Annotated in this window: 18 protein-coding genes; 10 read left to right on the top strand and 8 right to left on the bottom strand. The window is 31.6% G+C overall.

Translation table 11 applies throughout. The annotated features are described in order from the left end of the window. Window positions 1–14: 14 nt before the first annotated feature. The 8 genes from EZM65_RS02245 to ruvX form a co-directional block, all read right to left on the bottom strand. The gene (locus tag EZM65_RS02245) at window positions 15–743 is read right to left on the bottom strand and encodes a hypothetical protein (RefSeq protein WP_136666890.1); all 729 of its coding nucleotides are present in this window, start codon (window positions 741–743) and stop codon (window positions 15–17) included. A gap of 32 nt (window positions 744–775) precedes the next feature. Then, window positions 776–1,075, bottom strand: coding sequence for an antibiotic biosynthesis monooxygenase (locus EZM65_RS02250; RefSeq protein ID WP_136666891.1), 300 nt, complete (start codon window positions 1,073–1,075; stop codon window positions 776–778). After that, complete coding sequence (locus EZM65_RS02255; protein ID WP_136666892.1) at window positions 1,072–1,863, bottom strand: alpha/beta hydrolase; 792 nt, start codon at window positions 1,861–1,863, stop codon at window positions 1,072–1,074. The genes EZM65_RS02250 and EZM65_RS02255 overlap by 4 nt, the downstream gene beginning before the upstream one ends. A gap of 10 nt (window positions 1,864–1,873) precedes the next feature. Then, complete coding sequence (gene mazG / locus EZM65_RS02260; protein WP_136667156.1) at window positions 1,874–2,647, bottom strand: nucleoside triphosphate pyrophosphohydrolase; 774 nt, start codon at window positions 2,645–2,647, stop codon at window positions 1,874–1,876. Window positions 2,648–2,732: 85 nt separating this feature from the next. Next, the gene (locus EZM65_RS02265) at window positions 2,733–3,260 is read right to left on the bottom strand and encodes a DUF5606 domain-containing protein (RefSeq protein ID WP_136666893.1); all 528 of its coding nucleotides are present in this window, start codon (window positions 3,258–3,260) and stop codon (window positions 2,733–2,735) included. Window positions 3,261–3,318: 58 nt separating this feature from the next. Further along, entirely contained in the window at window positions 3,319–3,900 is a 582-nt protein-coding gene (def, locus tag EZM65_RS02270) for a peptide deformylase (RefSeq protein WP_136666894.1), read from the bottom strand. A gap of 47 nt (window positions 3,901–3,947) precedes the next feature. Further along, window positions 3,948–5,444, bottom strand: coding sequence for a malate:quinone oxidoreductase (locus EZM65_RS02275; protein ID WP_136666895.1), 1,497 nt, complete (start codon window positions 5,442–5,444; stop codon window positions 3,948–3,950). A 94-nt stretch (window positions 5,445–5,538) separates the two neighbouring features. Then, on the bottom strand, window positions 5,539–5,955 hold the full coding sequence (gene ruvX, locus EZM65_RS02280; protein WP_136666896.1) for a Holliday junction resolvase RuvX: 417 nt from the start codon (window positions 5,953–5,955) through the stop codon (window positions 5,539–5,541). 778 nt (window positions 5,956–6,733) lie between these two features. Here ruvX and EZM65_RS02285 point away from each other — a divergent pair. From EZM65_RS02285 to EZM65_RS02330, 10 genes are all read left to right on the top strand, one after another. Then, complete coding sequence (locus tag EZM65_RS02285) at window positions 6,734–7,711, top strand: ABC-three component system protein (protein ID WP_136666897.1); 978 nt, start codon at window positions 6,734–6,736, stop codon at window positions 7,709–7,711. Beyond that, complete coding sequence (locus EZM65_RS02290; RefSeq protein ID WP_136666898.1) at window positions 7,702–8,190, top strand: ABC-three component system middle component 2; 489 nt, start codon at window positions 7,702–7,704, stop codon at window positions 8,188–8,190. The genes EZM65_RS02285 and EZM65_RS02290 overlap by 10 nt, the downstream gene beginning before the upstream one ends. After that, a complete protein-coding gene (locus EZM65_RS02295; protein ID WP_136666899.1) occupies window positions 8,190–10,001 on the top strand; it encodes an AAA family ATPase in 1,812 nt (603 codons plus the stop codon). The genes EZM65_RS02290 and EZM65_RS02295 overlap by 1 nt, the downstream gene beginning before the upstream one ends. Before the next feature lie 190 nt (window positions 10,002–10,191). Then, window positions 10,192–11,580 carry a serine hydrolase gene (locus EZM65_RS02300; RefSeq protein WP_136666900.1) on the top strand — a complete coding sequence of 463 codons (1,389 nt, stop codon included), beginning with the start codon at window positions 10,192–10,194 and terminating at the stop codon, window positions 11,578–11,580. A gap of 170 nt (window positions 11,581–11,750) precedes the next feature. Further along, entirely contained in the window at window positions 11,751–12,554 is an 804-nt protein-coding gene (locus tag EZM65_RS02305) for a hypothetical protein (RefSeq protein ID WP_136666901.1), read from the top strand. Window positions 12,555–12,718: 164 nt separating this feature from the next. After that, entirely contained in the window at window positions 12,719–13,357 is a 639-nt protein-coding gene (locus EZM65_RS02310; RefSeq protein ID WP_136666902.1) for a hypothetical protein, read from the top strand. A 188-nt stretch (window positions 13,358–13,545) separates the two neighbouring features. After that, complete coding sequence (locus tag EZM65_RS02315) at window positions 13,546–14,292, top strand: hypothetical protein (protein WP_136666903.1); 747 nt, start codon at window positions 13,546–13,548, stop codon at window positions 14,290–14,292. 80 nt (window positions 14,293–14,372) lie between these two features. After that, window positions 14,373–15,113 (top strand): LytTR family DNA-binding domain-containing protein, encoded by a 741-nt coding sequence (locus tag EZM65_RS02320; protein WP_136666904.1) that lies wholly within the window; start codon window positions 14,373–14,375, stop codon window positions 15,111–15,113. A gap of 102 nt (window positions 15,114–15,215) precedes the next feature. Continuing rightward, window positions 15,216–16,736 carry an amidohydrolase family protein gene (locus tag EZM65_RS02325; RefSeq protein ID WP_136666905.1) on the top strand — a complete coding sequence of 507 codons (1,521 nt, stop codon included), beginning with the start codon at window positions 15,216–15,218 and terminating at the stop codon, window positions 16,734–16,736. A gap of 162 nt (window positions 16,737–16,898) precedes the next feature. Beyond that, window positions 16,899–17,903: a hypothetical protein gene (locus EZM65_RS02330; RefSeq protein ID WP_136666906.1), complete on the top strand. Its 1,005-nt coding sequence runs from the start codon at window positions 16,899–16,901 to the stop codon at window positions 17,901–17,903. Window positions 17,904–18,143 lie beyond the last annotated feature (240 nt).

Consider the following 18,143-nt stretch of genomic DNA (forward strand, 5'->3'; position numbering starts at 1 on the left):
TATTTGTTTTTGTCTTATTTAGTTTTTTCTTCCTGCGTTAAAGTGTTTTTTTTCAATGTTCCTTTAGGCACCCTCCGTATATTAAATTTAGCTTTGAAACCTGTTGCCAGCCCCCACATATCGCCTGTTATTAATTTAGTCTGCTCATCATAAAATCTGAATTCACCTGTATTTGGTGTATAAAGCCCTTCATTTAAGGCTTCTATTTCAATATGATTTATTCCTTCCATTAAGCCTAAATAAATTTTTTTGGTCACTCCATCCAATTCTATAAAATCCCCAATAACTTTTCCATCAATCCAAACTCTAATCCTGTCTGCATCAACTTCACCAAAATCCCTGTAGGTAAAACTGATTGTTTCAGACTCAGTCACAAATTCTCCAAAGTATTGATGTCTTCGAAACTCTTTAGGATCCAGTGCTCCTTCTTTGATTTGAGGGGTCATGGATTTATTAAGTTTTTCGGCGTATTGTTTCCCAACATTTAAATCACTTCCTCCACCAGTCATTTGCATTTCTTTATCTTGTTGAGGCGGATCATACTTCTTAGGTGGCACTTTGAAAATTTTAGGCTCAAAAGGCTTATTTAACGAATATTGCGGGGCTGTAGTCTGATCTTCAGTCTTTTTCTTATCTGGTTCCGGAGTCTCAATACGCGGAATTTTAAGGGAAGGCAATTTCTTTCCGTCCTGGGCGAAAACTCCAAGAGAAATAAACAAGAGGAATACTATACTTTTTTGCATATTCGTTATAAATCAAAAATTATTCCAAAATACTATTTGGTAAAACTATATTCTCGCTCTACTAAGCAAATTCGGGTGGTATAGGCTTCGTACCACTTTTCTCTCCCTAATTGCTGAGCTACCAAATGATCTACATTTGCTTTCCACTTTTTTATACTTTCTAAATCTTTCCAATAGGAAACAGTAATTCCTATTTCGTTTCTAGCCGATTCCACACTTATAAAACCTTCCTGTTGTTGGGCTAGTTGTGTCATAAGTTCAGCCATCTCGGCATAGCCTTCTTCTATATGGGTTCGCTTTGAAGTGAATATCACTGCGTAATAGGGCTTCATATTTTTAATGTTTCAAATGCTTTATAAACTGCTAAGTGCAAAATATCCCCATGATTAGCATCTCCAAAATAATGGAAATGACTTTCTATCTTTTTATTTTTTGATAAAATCTGAAAAAGTTTTTTGGCATCACTTTCCATAACTCTCCCTTCTTTACCCACACCTACAAACACTTTTGTTTTTTGATTGAATTCAGGCTTTTCAAACTCGGCATTCCAAGTAAAAAGCGATTGTTTATCCCACCAAATACTTGGGCTAATTATAATGTAATTAGTAAACAACTTAGTTTTTTTATAAAGAATCTCTGTTGCCAAAAGTCCTCCTAACGATTGTCCAACAATTGTTCTTGAACTGGTTACTTTATATTTACTCTCGATAAATGGCTGTAATTCTTTTTCAATAAAATTGATAAACTTTTCTGATGATCCAGTGGTAGGAAAATCCTTTTTATCCTTTTCTATTGTTGTTGGGAATGTAAAATCTCTTTTTCTATCCACATTTTCAATCCCAATTAAAATAGATTTAGAAACCATATTAACCCACTCGTAATTCCCATATTGAAGAATTCCAACTATATGAATAAAATCCTCATTTGCAGAACCGTCTAACAAATAAATCACCGGATAATTTTGATTTGTATCATACCCTGCCGGAAGATAAACATTAATAGTTCGTTCTTCATTTAATTCTTCTGATTTTATAGTCTCAATTTTACCCAAGACAAAATCTTTTTGAGCAAGAATTAAATGACTAAAAAACAATAAAAACAATAGTATTATTTTTTTCATCGTAGCTATTTTATAATCGTTTGGCTTCTTCCCAAAACACATCCATTTCTGCCAGGGTCATATCAGCAAGGTTTTTACCTAATTCATTTGCTTTTGACTCTAAATACGTGAATCGTTTGATGAATTTCTTATTGGTTCTTTCCAAAGCGTCTTCGGGGTTGACTTTTAAAAAGCGGGCGTAATTAATCATGGAAAACATCACATCGCCAAACTCTGATTCAATTTTATCCTGATCACCTGTCTGTACTTCCACCTGTAACTCAGTGAGTTCTTCCTGGACTTTTTCCCAAACCTGATGGGGTTCTTCCCAGTCAAACCCTACTCCTTTTACTTTATCCTGAATACGACTGGCTTTCACCATTGCCGGTAAACTATTAGGAACACCCTCAAGAACTGATTTTTTCCCTTCTTTAAGCTTCAACTTTTCCCAGTTTCGTTTTACTTCCTCTTCATCTTCTACCTCAACATCGCCGTAAATGTGCGGGTGACGGTGAATCAGCTTATCACAAATATCATTGGCTACATCTGCTATATCAAAACTCTTTTCTTCACTGCCCAGTTTTGCATAGAAAACAATGTGGAGTAACAAATCGCCTAACTCCTTTTTAATCTCTTCTAAATTTTTATCTAAAATAGCATCCCCCAACTCATAGGTTTCTTCAATGGTTAAATGACGAAGCGATTCAAAAGTCTGCTTTTTATCCCAGGGACATTTTTCACGAAGATCATCTATGATGTCAAGCAATCTATTAAAGGCTTCCAGCTTTTGTGCGCGTGTGTTCATCATTTTGTTTTAGATGTTACTAAATAACAAAAAATCCTGCACTCGGTAATCAAATGCAGGACTTATATTTTTGTTAAAATTTGGATTATTCTTTAGCCTTAGCTGTTTTAGTCGCTTTCGCTTTTTTAGGCTTTTCTTCTGCCGTTTCATCAGCTGCTTCTTTTTTAGCTGCTTTAGCTTTCTTAGGTTTTTCTTCTTTTACTTCTTCTTTAGCCTCTTCTGCTGTTTCTTCTAAAGTAATCAGACCTTTTCCCTGAAGAATGTTGTACCAGTTCAATACTTTTTTAATATCCGAAGGATAAACTCTTTCCTGATCAAAATCAGGCACTATTTCAGCAAAATAAGCTGTCATAGCCACTTTATCATCTTTCAATTTAGGTGCTTCGCCTCCATTTTCTTTCTTAGCAATAGCTCTCATTACTTCTGCCAATGGTTTTTCTTCAGCGTAAGTGTACATTGAAATTTCAGACAATAAACTTACATTACTTTGCATACCTACCGTAACTTTTTTACCATCTACTAATGATTCAGCAACGAAACCGGTTCTTGTCTGCATTTTTAAAGCGTATAATCCCGGTTTACCTGAAATAGCCAATATTCTTTCTAAATTCATCTTGATATTTATTATATTTTATAACCTCTTTTTAAAACGAGGGGCAATAATATTACTTTTATTTGATTTTTGCAAAACGCATACGATAATCCGGTCTGGCTTTTCCTTCCATGATGTTTTGCAGTTTCTTTTTGATTAACGTCTTTTTTAGTGTAGATATTTTATCGGTAAACAAAACACCTTCAATGTGATCGTACTCGTGCTGGATTACACGTGCAATCAGTCCATCATACACTTCGGTTTTCTTTTCAAAGTTTTCATCAAAGTACTCAATAGTAATCTGTTCATGACGGTACACGTCCTCACGCACATCAGGAATACTTAAACAACCTTCATTAAACGCCCACTCCTCACCTTCTTCTTTAAGGATTTTGGCATTAATAAACGTTTTTTTGAAACCTTTTAATTGTGTTTCTTCTTCTTTAGACAAATCGTCGCTGTCACTAAAAGGTTCTGTATCTACTATAAAAAGGCGGATAGGCAATCCTACCTGAGGCGCAGCTAGTCCAACACCATGTGCATTGTACATCGTGTCATACATGTTTTGTATTACTTCCTTCAAATTAGGATATTCAGGAGTAATTTCAGCACCTACTTTTCTTAACACCGGATCACCGTAACCTACAATTGGGTATATCATTTTATACGTTTTCGTTCAAATTAAGACTGCAAAAGTACAAAATACTTTTACACATTTAATTTCAATACTTCATTTGTTTTTTGGCGAATTTGTTTCGTCAGTTCTGCATTATGGCTTAATGCCTGTCCAAATGAAGGTATCATTTCTTTAAATTTATTTTGCCAAGCCTCGCTTTTCATCTGCTCCGGGAAACATTTTTCCAACAGCTCAATCATAATCGAAGTTGCTGTTGAAGCTCCCGGCGAAGCTCCTAAAAGCACTGCCAACGATCCATCTGCAGCCGAAACTACTTCGGTACCAAATTCCAATACACCGTTACCGTCTTTATCCTTCTTGATTACCTGAACACGTTGTCCGGCTGTTTCCAGCACCCAGTCTTCTTTTTTAGCTGACGGAACATACTCTTTCAAAGCTTTCATTCGGTCTTTTGACGATTGAAACACTTGCTCGATAAGGTATTTTGTCAATGGAATGTTTTTCATTCCGGCGCCAAGCATTGGTCTGATATTATCTAACTCTATTGACTTAATTAAATCAAAATACGAGCCATTTTTCAGGAATTTAGTAGAAAAACCTGCGTACGGACCAAATAGCAATTCTTTTTTACCGTTGATTACACGGGTATCAATATGCGGCACCGACATAGGCGGTGCCCCAACCGATGCTTTACCGTACACTTTAACGGCATGTTTTTTAATCACTTCTTCGTTGGTACATTTTAACCATTGTCCGCTTACCGGGAAACCTCCGTAGCCTTCTCCTTCAGGGATGTTTGCTTTTTCCAACAACAATAATGAACCTCCTCCGGCTCCAATAAACACAAATGGAGTGTGGATTCTCTTCTTTTCACCTGACGTTAAATCTTTAATTTTTAAACGCCATTTATTATCTTCTTTCTTTTTCAGTTTGCTTACTTCGTGGTTAAAATGAAGCGATACCCCGTCCAAAGATTCTAAATATTTAAATATACTGCGGGTTAATGCCCCAAAGTTGACATCCGTTCCATATTTCATTGAAGTTGCCGCAATCTTATCTTTTGACTTGCGGCCTTCCATTACAAGCGGTGCCCAGTCTTTAACGACCTCAGCATCCTCTGTAAACTCCATTTCTTTGAATAACTCATACTGCTGTAAAGCCTCAAAACGTTTTTTAAGGTAATTTACATTATCATCACCCCACACAAAACTTAAGTGCGGTACCGATTTGATGAATGTTTCAGGGTTTTTCAGCAAATTCTTTTCCACCAGATATGCCCATAACTGACGTGATACTTCAAAAGCCTCCGAAATCTTCACGGCTTTTTTTACCTCTACCTCGCCATTTTCCAGTTCAGGGGTATAATTTAACTCACAAAAAGCGGCATGACCCGTACCGGCATTGTTCCATGCATCAGAACTTTCTGCTGCGGCTACGTCAAGGCGTTCGTAAATTTCAATTTTTAAATCGGGTTGTAATTCTTTTAGCAGTAAACCAAGGGTGGCACTCATGATGCCAGCGCCTATCAATACTACATCTGTTTCGTGATTTTGAGTTGCTGTTGTCATTCTAAAAAATTGTGGTGCAAAGATACAGTCTAAAAAGCAAAATTTTTGCTAAATTTTAAGGAATCACAAGATTTTACAAATATTTTAAAAAAAGTTAAATCATTTTCCGACTTAGATAATCGCGAAGCATAATTGTTGCGGAAATTTCATCAATAAGGGCTTTATTTTGCCGTTGTTTCTTTTTTAAACCACTGTCGATCATGGTTTGAAATGCCATCTTTGAGGTAAAACGTTCGTCGACCCTAATTACTTTCATATCAGGAAACTGGATTTTGAATTTTTCCACAAAAGCTTCGACTAAGGGAGCACTCTCTGACGGCTGTCCGTTCATTTGTTTTGGATCCCCAATTAAGACGCTGATTACCTCCTCTTTTTTGAAGTAATCCTGCAGAAAACTCATCAACGTTTCTGAAGGTACAGTAGTCAATCCAGAAGCGATGATTTGTAATTCATCTGTTACGGCAATCCCGGTTCTTTTGATCCCATAATCAATGGCTAAGATTCGTGGCATGTTTTTTTAGCAAAGGTAGGGAAAGTTGTGGATATGTGGCTTCGAGAACCTCAGCCACCGATGGGAGGCTAAGAAACCAGCCTCAGCCACCGATTTGATGTTTGGCTTCGAGAACCTCAGCCAACATCGACTCCGCTCAGCTAACATCGACTCCGCTCAGCCAACATCTGCTCCGCTCAGCTAACGTCGTCTTCAGTCAACCCTGACTCCGCGTTGAACCAGCGTTGAACAAACGTGTTTTTTGTTTGTTATTTTTGTATTGGGTAGTGTACGGCACTTTGACGGCACTTTGACGGCACTTTAACGGCACTTTGATGGCACTTTGATGGCACTCTAGAGAAATGGAAAAATAGTGTTTAGTGCTGGATGGTTTTTGATGAATTTTTACAAACTAAAGAGAAGAGAGAAGAGAGAATAGAGAAAAGAAAAAAGAGGAAAGAGGAAAGAGGAAAGACAAATAACAAATAACAAATGACAAATAAACGAAACCCAAAACCATCAAACCATATAACCATATAACCGAATAACCAAATCAACAAATAATCGAATAATCTGACAAACAAAAAATATAGTGGATTTGTAAAAATAATAGTACATTTGAAAATATGCTGTTTATAGCGCATATACAACCTATTTTGGGTGTATAAGCGATAAAAAGTAGCGCATATAAATAAGTTGGCGGTAAGCTTAAAAAAAACAGAACAGAATGACATTTTACAAAACATCACATCAAGTCAATTTCGGCAAGAGAATAATACCTCTAAAAATGATAGAACATATGTCATTTGACGATTGGGAGGAATTCATTGAAGAATGGATAGATATAAAAAAGACAGATTATTTAGAAGCTGAAAAATTTGGTGGTGCTGGAGATAAAGGTAGAGATGTTGTTGGTTATGTAACTGATAAAAACAAAGCAAATTATATTTGGGATTGTTTTCAATGCAAACATTATGAAAATGCATTAAGACCCTCTCAAGTTTATAAAGAATTTATTAAAATATTATATCATACTTTTAAATTAGAATATCCAATTCCAAGGAAATATTACTTTGTTTCACCCAAAGGATGTGGCACTACTCTATCAAAATTACTTCAAAATTCAATTGAATTAAAAAAAGCAATAATTGATAATTGGGATAAAAATTGTGATATCGATGCTACAAAAGGAAGAATAAAATTAGAAGGAGAGTTTCTAAAATGGGTAAACAATTTCGATTTTTCAATTTTTTCAAAAATTCACACTAAAAACATATTAAAAGAGCATATTAAACACCCAAATCATTTAATCCGATTTGGAGGAGGATTACCGGAACGTGAAAAATTAGATATTAATACAATTCCAAATGAGATTCAAAAAACTGAAACAATTTACGTAAGTCAACTATTATCGGCTTATGGTTCAGAAAGTAAAGAGAATTATAAAATTGTTAGCGATTTAGATACAAAAGAGAAGTATAAGAATCATTTTATAAGGTCACGAATTAGTTTTCATCACGCTGAACAATTAAGAAATTTTTCACGAGATAGTTTACCAATTGACACTTTTGAAGATTTTCAAAATGAAATCTTATCAGGAATAATTGATATTATAGAAGACAGTCATTCTAATAATTTTATTAAAGTAAAAGAAGTTGAAAAAGAAGCTCGTAACATTGTTATTTCTTCTAACCCTTTAAAGGAAGTAAGCATAATTAATGACCGAAGTGGAGTTTGTCATCAATTGATTAATGACGAAAAAATTAAATGGGAATAATGGAAATAAAAAATATCAACCCATTCAATAATAGTGTTGAATCTGGTCTTAGAATTTTAACTATATTAAACGAAGCATTTCCCAAATCTTTTGATTTGCAAAACCTTGTATATCTAGATTATCTTACTATACATTCTGCAGATATTGATAAAACAACACAAAGCCTTCATCCAGCAGTTCCTTATCGCTCTGGAGAAATAATGGTTAGAAGCTCTATCATTGAAAAAGGTATCAATCTTTTTATAGCGAAGAATTTAATTGAAAAATTATTTAATAGTAATGGTATAGAATATAAAGCTACAGAAAACGCTATGCCTTTTCTTGAATCTCTAGAGGAAACATATTCAATCAATCTCCAAGAAAAAGCAAGTTGGGCTATTGGAAAATTTTTAAAGTATTCTAAGCAAGATCTTAAAAAAATAATGACTCCAAAATTATCAGAAATTGATAACGAGTTTAATATTGAAATTTTACAATAATGGAAACAGGCTTTATAATAAAGGAATTAAGACTAATTGGGAAATCTGTTGAAAAAGCTAGTATAGTTTTCAAAAAAGGCGTTAATATTATTACTGGTCCTTCAAATGTTGGAAAGACATATATTTTCCAATGCATAAATTATATGTTCGGAAGTTCTAAACCACCAAAACCAATTAGTCAATCGAAACCGTATGATTTTATATATTTAGAAATAATTGATTACGATGGAAATAATTACACTTTATTAAGTGATTTAAAAGGAGGTAATTTTAAACTCTACAATTCATCTATTGATGATATTAAAGAAACTGATGAATTTAAAATTCTTGATAGAAAACATAATCCTGCTAGTGAGGATACAGTTTCAGCTTTTTTACTAAAATTAAATAATTTAATAGGTAAAAAAATCAGAACCAATCAAAAAGGTAAAACTAGACAAATTTCATATCGAGATATTGTAAAGTTTTCAATGGTTAATGAAACTCAAATAACTACTGAGGATTCCTTAATTGTTAGTCATTATACAAAAGCAACCGAAGAATCTAACGTATTAAAATTAATTGCAACTGGTATTGATGACAACACTGTAATAGAATCGCTTTCACAAAACCAAATCGCAAATAGAAAAGGTAAATTGGAAATATTAAAAGAGTTTATAACCCAAAATGAAAAAGAACTAAAAGGCTACAAAACTGAACCATCAATAATTCTGGCGGAAACAAATTTTATAATTGAAAATTTAAGTTACAAACATCATAGCCTTCAAAATCAATATAATGAAATAGAAATTAAACGTAAGGAAACCCTAGATAATCTCTATAAAAAACAATCTCGTAAAAGAGTAATAGAAGAATTATACAGAAGGTCAGACCTTTTAAAATCACATTATTTTAATGATGTAGCACGTTTAAAATCTACAATAGAAACAAGTTTATTACTAAATGAAGAAAATCATTCAGTAACTGGCAATTGTCCTCTTTGCAATGGTATAATAAAAGAAGAATGCTCAATTGCTGATATAAATAAAATAATTGATTCTTGCAGTAAGGAAATTTATAAAATAGAATCACTTATTCAAGAATTGCAGGAATCTGAAAAAATTTTAAAAGACGAATTTAATGACATATCTTCTAAAGTCTCACATTTAGAGAAGCTTATTAACGATTATTCCATTGAACTTGATAAAGGTGTAGGGCTTGAAATGGGGCAAATTATTGAAGAGATTAACAAGCAAAATGAAAAGAAAAGTATTGTTCTTGGAGCTTTACTTAAATTTGAACAACTTGATATATTCAAAAAAGAAAAAGAAAAACTAGAAAACTCTTTGCCCAATTCAAATTCTAAAGAATCATATGAAAACATTTCAACAGCTTCATTAACTCCTCTTTCAAAAGCAATTAAAAACGTGCTGAAAGGTTATAATTATCCAAATTTAACAGATGTCAGCTATAGTGAAGAAAAAAATGATTTTGTAATATCAGGTGAAGATAGAAATTTATCAGGTAAAGGTTATAGAGCAATTATTTATTCTGCATTTATCATAGCTCTGCAAGAATTAATATCCAAAAAAAAATATTCTATTGGTGTTCCGATCATAGATTCTCCGTTGGTGACTTATCGCAAACCAGAAAACGAAGGTGAGAAAACAATAAGTGACGATTTGGCTATGGATTTTTATAGATATATAGCTACTAAAAATGAACTTGAACAAATAATAATAATTGAAAACGAAGAGCCTCCAATTGATATAAAAGAGAAAATAAACCATATAATATTTAGTCGAAAAGAAGGCTTCATACCTCAGAAATAAAAAGCCTACCGCCAACACACGCTACAAGCAATTTGGGGATTAGGCTTAATTTGAAATTGGTTTTGTATTTGGATGATTTGGCAAATCCGAAGAATGGGCTTAATTTAGTCCCAAACTGCTTGTAGCGCGGGAACGTTGGTGGCAATTTTGCGAAACATCTCACCTACATTAGTTAACAAGAAATAAAAAAATGAAATTAACAATTACAATCGGACTTCTTTTAATTGGACATCTTACATTTGGACAAGACAGAATTCAAAAAATTGACAGTTTACTCAATTCTCTTTATTCAAAAGAGAAAATCAATGGAAATTTTCTAATTGCAGAAAAAGGGAAAGTTATTTATAAACATAGTTTTGGACTTGCAAACGAAACAACAAAAGAAAAATTGAACGAAAATTCGATTTTTGAATTGGCATCTTGTTCAAAGCAGTTCACAGCTATGGGGATAATGATACTTAAAGAAAAAGGGAAGTTGAATTTGGACGATGATATCAAAAAATACTTACCCGAACTTTCTTTTTATAAAGGTGTAACTGTAAGAAACTTATTGAATCATACTGGAGGTCTACCAGACTATATGCAGCTTATGGATAGTTTATTTGACAAATCTAAAATTGCCACTAACAAAGACATAATTAATATATTTAGTAATCATCAACCAAAAATATTATTTGAGCCAAATACTAAATGGGAATATAGCAATACGGGCTATGCACTATTGGCATCAATAATTGAGAAAGCATCGGGTTTGACATACGCTGACTATCTAAACAAATCTATTTTCCAACCGTTGAAAATGAAAAATACCTTTGTGTATACTCGTAGATTATCGCCAAAGAAAATTGACAATTATGCTTTTGGTTATGTTTACTCAGATAGTTTGAAAAAATATGTTTTACCAGACGAATTGAAAGAAACTAAAATGGTTATTTGGCTTGATGGTATTGTTGGAGACGGAACAGTTAATTCAAATTTAAAGGATTTATTGATTTGGGATAGAGCATTATACACCAATAAATTACTCACAAAAGAGGGAATGAAAGCAGTTTTTGAAGTAGCAACTTTGAAAGACGGAGCTAAAAGAAATTATGGTTTTGGTTGGGGAATTGAAGACAATGCTGATTTTGGAAAAATTGCAAATCATAGTGGTGGTTGGCCAGGTTATGTAGCTTTTATCGATAGACATATTACAAATGATAAAACAATAATAATACTTCAAAATCACAACAACGTTACAATTCCTTCAAAAGCAATTAGAAGTATTCTATATAATAAACCATTACCTGTGCAAAAAATCAGAAAAGAAATTATTATTACAAATGAAGAACTTCAAAAGTTTGTTGGGACTTATCAAGTTGAAAAAGATTTTGAAATCAAAATTTCATTAGATAAAGACCAACTATTTTCACAATTGACAGGACAAAATGTGTTCCCGATATTTACAGAAAGTGAAATGTTATTTTTCTATAAAGTAGTAGATGCACAAATTCAGTTTGAAAAGAACGAAAAAGGAGAAATTTCAAATTTGTTTTTATTACAGAATGGAAATAAGATAGAAGCAAAACGGACGAAATAAAAACTGCCACCAACAGTGGTTTGGCGCAATTGGGGGTTTTAGGCAAACTTTAAAAGCATTTTTATATATTTGGCTTTAGTCCTAATGGAAAGGTTCGGGAACAAAAATCCCCAACTTCATAAAGCCACGGGACGTTAGTGGTTATCGCAACGCAGAAAACGAAACATCTTATGAAATATGAAATCCTAATTGTAAATGATTCATCTGCCGGAGAAATGATGGATGAATGTTATGATTTTTCTTATAATATTCATAATTATAGAGATTACATAACTGAACATAAAAAATTCCCTTCTGAGAAGCCACCAATTTGGATTAAACTGTACAATGAAAAAGAGTTTAATTCAATAAATGATTTCGTTCATTCTTTACAAGATTTTATTGTTAATGACAAAGTCAAAACTATACTTCAAAAACACAAGCTACCAAATCACGAGTTTATTCAAGCAGAAGTTTATCGAAAGGAAAAAACTCTGTTTTCCAAAAAGCTTGTTAGATATAATTATTATTGGTTCAATTTCGACTGCAAAGACATTTCAGATTATTACGATTTCATCGATTTTTCCAAAAGTGAAATAACATATACGAAAAATGAAAAAGTTATTGATTTAAAAATCAATTCTATTTCAGATTTATACGCCGTTAAAGATTCTAATCATTTAATTTCAGCAGAGATAAATGAACTTTCTAAAAACCACCCAAATGACAAATTATTTATAAATCAAACTATCCAAGAAAAAGATTTATTTGTAGTAAGTTGGCGAGCAGAAAAAATTGTTTTAAAAGACTCTTTTGACAAAGAGTTGGATTTATTTTCTTTACCAATATTTTCTAGCAGAACATATATTTCTCCACGATTAAAAGAAGCTCTACTAATAGAAAACGTTACCGATATATTCTTTAAAGAAACGGGAAACAATCCAGACCGAAGACACATTCTAAACCCTAAGATTGAAATAAGCAACAACCACTAACAGTGGTTTGGCGCCATTGTGGGTTTTGGGCTAGTTTGGAAAGCTAATTCCTAAAATAAAATTTATTTATATTTGTTATGTTCTGTGCTAAAATACCACAACGGCAAGCCAAGCGCGGGAACGAATGAGCCACGGGACGTTGTGCGATATTTAAACAAAACTACATGAAAACAGTACTTTACTTAATATTTTTTTTATCATTAAACCTCAATGCACAAATTCAAAATGAGTTTTATGTTGACGATGTTGAAAATATCGAATATCTAACAGTTAATTTTTGTGTAAATAACGAAGGAAAAACAAGTAATGTAACTGTTATTCCGTCAAAAACAACATATAAAAATCAGGATATAATAAACCAAGTTATTGAATACAGAAAAAGCATAGAGTACTATCCAGATACTAATTTGAAAAATAATTGTTATGATTACACTTTTAACTTCGTTAATAGCAAATTGCAAAAAAGTCAATTAACAGAAAGTGATTTAAAACTAATTAACAACTTCAAAAACGGAAAATTTAAATACGCAGATATAATTTTTCCTGATGTCACAATAATTCGTACAAACGAAAATCAAATTGAGCAAAATGGTGATGAGATTTTTAAATATAAAATAGAATGGACCAGTCCCAATTCTTATTCAATAAAATATCTCGAAGTGAATAAAAAAGAATATGAGTATTTGTTGGGCGAAAAAATCAATGTGGAAATAATCAAATTAATTAGCCCAAAAAAATACATTTACAAGAGCAATTTATTAGATCGAACAATAATTACAGGGATAATTGAAAAGCCAGATTAATAATTATAAACATCGCAAAACAGCGGTTTTAAGAAATTGGGGTTTGGGTGTTTAATGGAACGAGTATTTTGTATATTTGATTTCAGTCTTAACGGAATGGTTTGGGAACAAAAATCCCCAACTTCTTAAAGCCGGCGGGACGTTAGCCGTCATTGTAGCGCAACACGTGAAAATTGAACAAATAAAAAATGATTGAAAATTTACCGACATATATTTCACTGACTTTTGGGCTGACAACAATTGCAACTTTATTGCTTTTTATTTGGACAATTAGAAACTTAAATTCTGAACTGACACGAAAAAAAGCAACGCCAATTTTTATCGGTTTAACAATTTGGTTGACAGTTCAAGCTGTTTTGACTTTAAGAAGTATTTACAACTCTGACACAAACACTTTTCCTCCAAAAATTATATTGACAGGAATTTTGCCTACAATTCTGACAATTATTTTATTGTTTGCAACCTCAAAAGGCAGACAATTTATTGACAGCTTACCACTTAAAAACTTGACTTATCTAAACATTGTGAGAATACCAGTTGAAATAATTTTATTTTGGCTTTTTCTCAACAAAGCAATCCCAGAACTTATGACTTTTGAAGGTCGAAACTTTGACATTCTTGCCGGAATTTCTGCGCCAATTATTGCGTACTTTGGACTGACAAAAACAAAACTTAGCCGAAAAACAATTTTACTGTGGAATTTTATTTGCCTTGGACTTTTAGCAAATATTGTTGTGAACGCATTATTTTCAGCACCTTCACCAATTCAAAAATTTGCTTTTGACCAACCAAATATTGCGATTTTAAATTTCCCATTTAGTTGGTTACCAACATTTATCGTTCCAATCGTATTATTTGGACATTTAACATCAATCAGACAATTATTGAAATATAAAATAGAAATTAAAACGAACGAAAAAACAACGAACGGCTAACAGCAGTTTGCAGAAATGCAACCAAAAATACGGGAAAAGAAACTAAAAATCAAACACATAAAAATAAATACTATATAAAAATGAATAAAATAAATCCTTCGATAATGCATCATTTACTAATCGGAGTTTTTATCAGTTTTTGGCTTTTTATTTTTGCTTATTTTATAAACCCTTTTGATGATGGCACAATAAGCTCAAAACAATGGCTTATCATTAGCATTGGATTTAGTAGTATTGCTTTTCTATGTTACAGTCTAATTGCTGTAATTCAAAAAAATGTTTATAAGAAAGTATTAAAATGGAACCTCTTTTTAGAGACAACAATTCTTCTACTTTTTCATTTCCTTTTTCTAGTAACTACTTTTTTATACTATAAATCTCCAATTCTGTATGGTGGATTTGATTTTTTAGAATTTTTGAAAGTAATAATCCTCAAGTCTGCTTTAATTTCAACTCCAATTATTGTTTTAGCAAGAATTTATTCTGTTAAGTTAATTCCAATTAAAGACGAGAAAATTGTTATTAGAGGAGAAAACAAACTAGACATTTTAAGAATAAGAAAAGATGACTTGGTTTGTGTATCAAATTCCCAAAACTATGTGGAAATTTTCTTTTTAGATGAAAGGCAATTAAAAACAAAATTAATTAGAAATTCACTTAAAAAACTACAAGAAGATTTCGACTTTTTAGTTCAAATACATCGTTCCCACTTAATAAATCCAACTCATTTTAAAGCTTGGAAAAATCAAGACACCATAATATTGAGTCAAATTGAGCTTCCTGTTTCTAAAAATTACAAGGAACGTTTATTGCTATTGTAATTTTCATACCTAAAACAGCCTATTTTGTACCTAAGTCCCTATTCCCAATAGAAATCAAAGTTTCATAAATATATTTTTGCATCAGAATCAAAATAAATATTTATGAAAAAAATCAGATTTAGGAAATTACTGTACGTTGTTATAGCATTATTAAGTATTACAACTTGTGTGTTTTTATGGGCAGACACTGAATTGAATAAGGTGTTAGGTAAATCGACAAAAGTTATTGATATTACTTCAATTATTAAACCATCCAAAACGGTTATAATAAAAAACACCAATGTCCTTTCAGAAGATTGTAATCACTTTATTAAAAATCAAGATGTAATTATTAAAAACGGGAAGATAATTCATTTAGGGAAAAATCAACTTGTAGAAAAAAATACTGTCATAATTGATGGAACAAATAAATATTTAATTCCAGGACTTATTGATTCTCACGTTCATCTAAAAGAAAGTAAAAACGATTTATTTTTATATTTAGCAAATGGTATAACTTCTGTTAGAGAAATGGCAGGAAGACCAATTACTATAGAATGGAAAAAATCAATTCAAAAGAATGGTTTTGGCCCAAGAATGTTTATAGCATCTCCACCAATATACAGCGAAAGTGGGTTTATGGGCTACTATTATGCTTGGACAAGACAATCTATTAATTATTCAACCGAAAATGAGGCTGAAAAAAAAATAAATAAGTTAAGAGAACAAGGTTATGATGCCGTAAAAATGTATGGCTTTGTCAATCCCGAAATATTTAAAACAACCATTAAAATCACAAAAAAACATAATATTCCTGTTATTGGACATATACCGTTAGTTAGTTTAGAAACATTTTATCAATCAGGTCAAAAAGAGATTGCCCACATTGAAGAACTGACCGTAAAAACTATAGACGATTTTGAAAAATCTATATCTAAAAACCCAAAAGAATATCTTGCCTATTTAAAAACACGTTCAGTCCAAATTGCAAAAAAATTAAAGGAAAATAATATTTGTGTAACTTCTACAATTTCACTGGTTGAAAGTTTTCCTCGACAAAGATTTGATTTAAAAAATGAACTTAAAAAAATAGAATTAAAATATGCCAATCCTAAAATTATTGAAGGAACACCGATTTACAAACTAGGCTGGTTACCTAGTAAAAATGGTTATGAATATGACGGAGAAGATACTCTAGAAGCAAGAAAATTGTCAGCCATATTTTGGGAAACTTATGTAAAAGCAATTCATATTATGACAAAAGCATTAATTGATAATAAAGTAAAGATTATGGCTGGAACTGATGCTAATGTTTCTACTATGGTTTCTGGATTTTCACTTCATAATGAATTACAATCATTGTCTAAATCGGGAATGACAAATACACAAGTAATTTACTCTGCAACTGTGCAACCTAGTGATTGGATGAAAAGAAATACTGGGAAAATTAAAATTGGACACAATTCAGATTTGGTGTTACTCTCAAAAAATCCATTAGAAGATATCAAAAATACAAAAACAATAGAATATGTTTTCTTTGACAAAAATATGATTGATAAAGTTCAAATCACAGCTATTCTGAAAGCAATAGAGAAAGCAAATAATAAAAATCGAAGTATAAAAATTGACGAATATATTGAGTAAAAAATGCACTATCTGCCAACAGGCGGTTGGCAGGATTGTGAATTTTGCAGTAAATACACGTTTATATTTCGCAAGAAATTTTAACTTTGATAGAAAATAATCGGTTCCAGAGCTTGCAACATTGTCTATCACAACACCGTTGTACAATTTTGTTTTAAAATCATGAATTTATTTAAAATATTTGATAAAAAAGAAAAATGGAGCAATTTTAGTGGAAATATTAATATTCTTTCTGACTTAACAGAATCTGACATTCCTAAAATAATTGCTGAAAAAAATATACATTCTCTTCAACTTTATCAATTTCAAAATCCTCAAAAACAAACTTGGAGAACTTTAAATGAGTTTTTTTTAAAATATCCTGATATTGGATTAAGAATTTTATGGTATGAAGCTCAAGATTTATCGTTCTTCAAGGAGATTCCCAATGTTAGAAAATTTACAATTGCTTCGTTTAATACAAGTGACTATTCACAGCTTCAATATAATACTAATTTAAAGCACTTCGGTATAGAAGAAACCAAATCTACAGCAGTTAATATATCATTTATTAAAGAATTTAAAGACTTGGAATCTTTGTACGTTGACGGAATGAAAAAAGGTCTCGACAATGTACAATTTTTAAAAAATCTTAAAAAATTAACCTTTAGAGGAATCAAAATGGATAATCTTGATTTCCTATCGGGCTTAAAAAATTTAGAAGAACTAAATTTACTTTTTGGAAGCTATAAAAATCTTGAATCTTTATCAAATCTAAAACAATTAAAATTCATTGAGTTTAGTAGGGTTCGCCAAATACCGAATTATGATTTTTTAATTTCATTAGAAAATTTAGAAAAAATTGAATTTGAAGGCATGTCTAAGATGGAGGAAATCCCTAGTTTATCAAAATTAACTAAACTCAAAAGAATACACATTAACAATAATGTGAGGCTTCGAAATATTGAATCAATCAGTCAAATTCCTAATCTAAAACTATTTCAACTTTCGTTTGCCGAAAATTCAAAAGTAGCGGAAAGAAGAAATCTAATTGAACAATCAATTAAAATATTATTAGAATCTGATACTATTGAATATAGCAATATCATGCTTTGGACAGATGAACTTACAACAAAAAAATTGCTCGAAAAGGGAATTAAAGTTTGGAAATGGGGTATGGAATTATAACATCTTACAATAGCAGTAGCCGTTGCACAACTTCTATTTCTTCAAAATAACTCAAAAAAAAAATACTATCACCTCTTTTAAAGCCATTTAAAAGAGGTGTTATTTTTAGCTTAGTTATGAAATGCTCACACTACTACTTTATCGTTTTTACCTGACTTTTTATTAACTCGTTTTGCAAATCAGTTTTTTAGCTATATTTGAAAAGGTTTGTGAGTTTTTTTTACAGACTGACGTGATATG

The sequence above is a fragment of the Flavobacterium sp. H122 genome (assembly GCF_004959765.1).
GTDB lineage: Bacteria > Bacteroidota > Bacteroidia > Flavobacteriales > Flavobacteriaceae > Flavobacterium.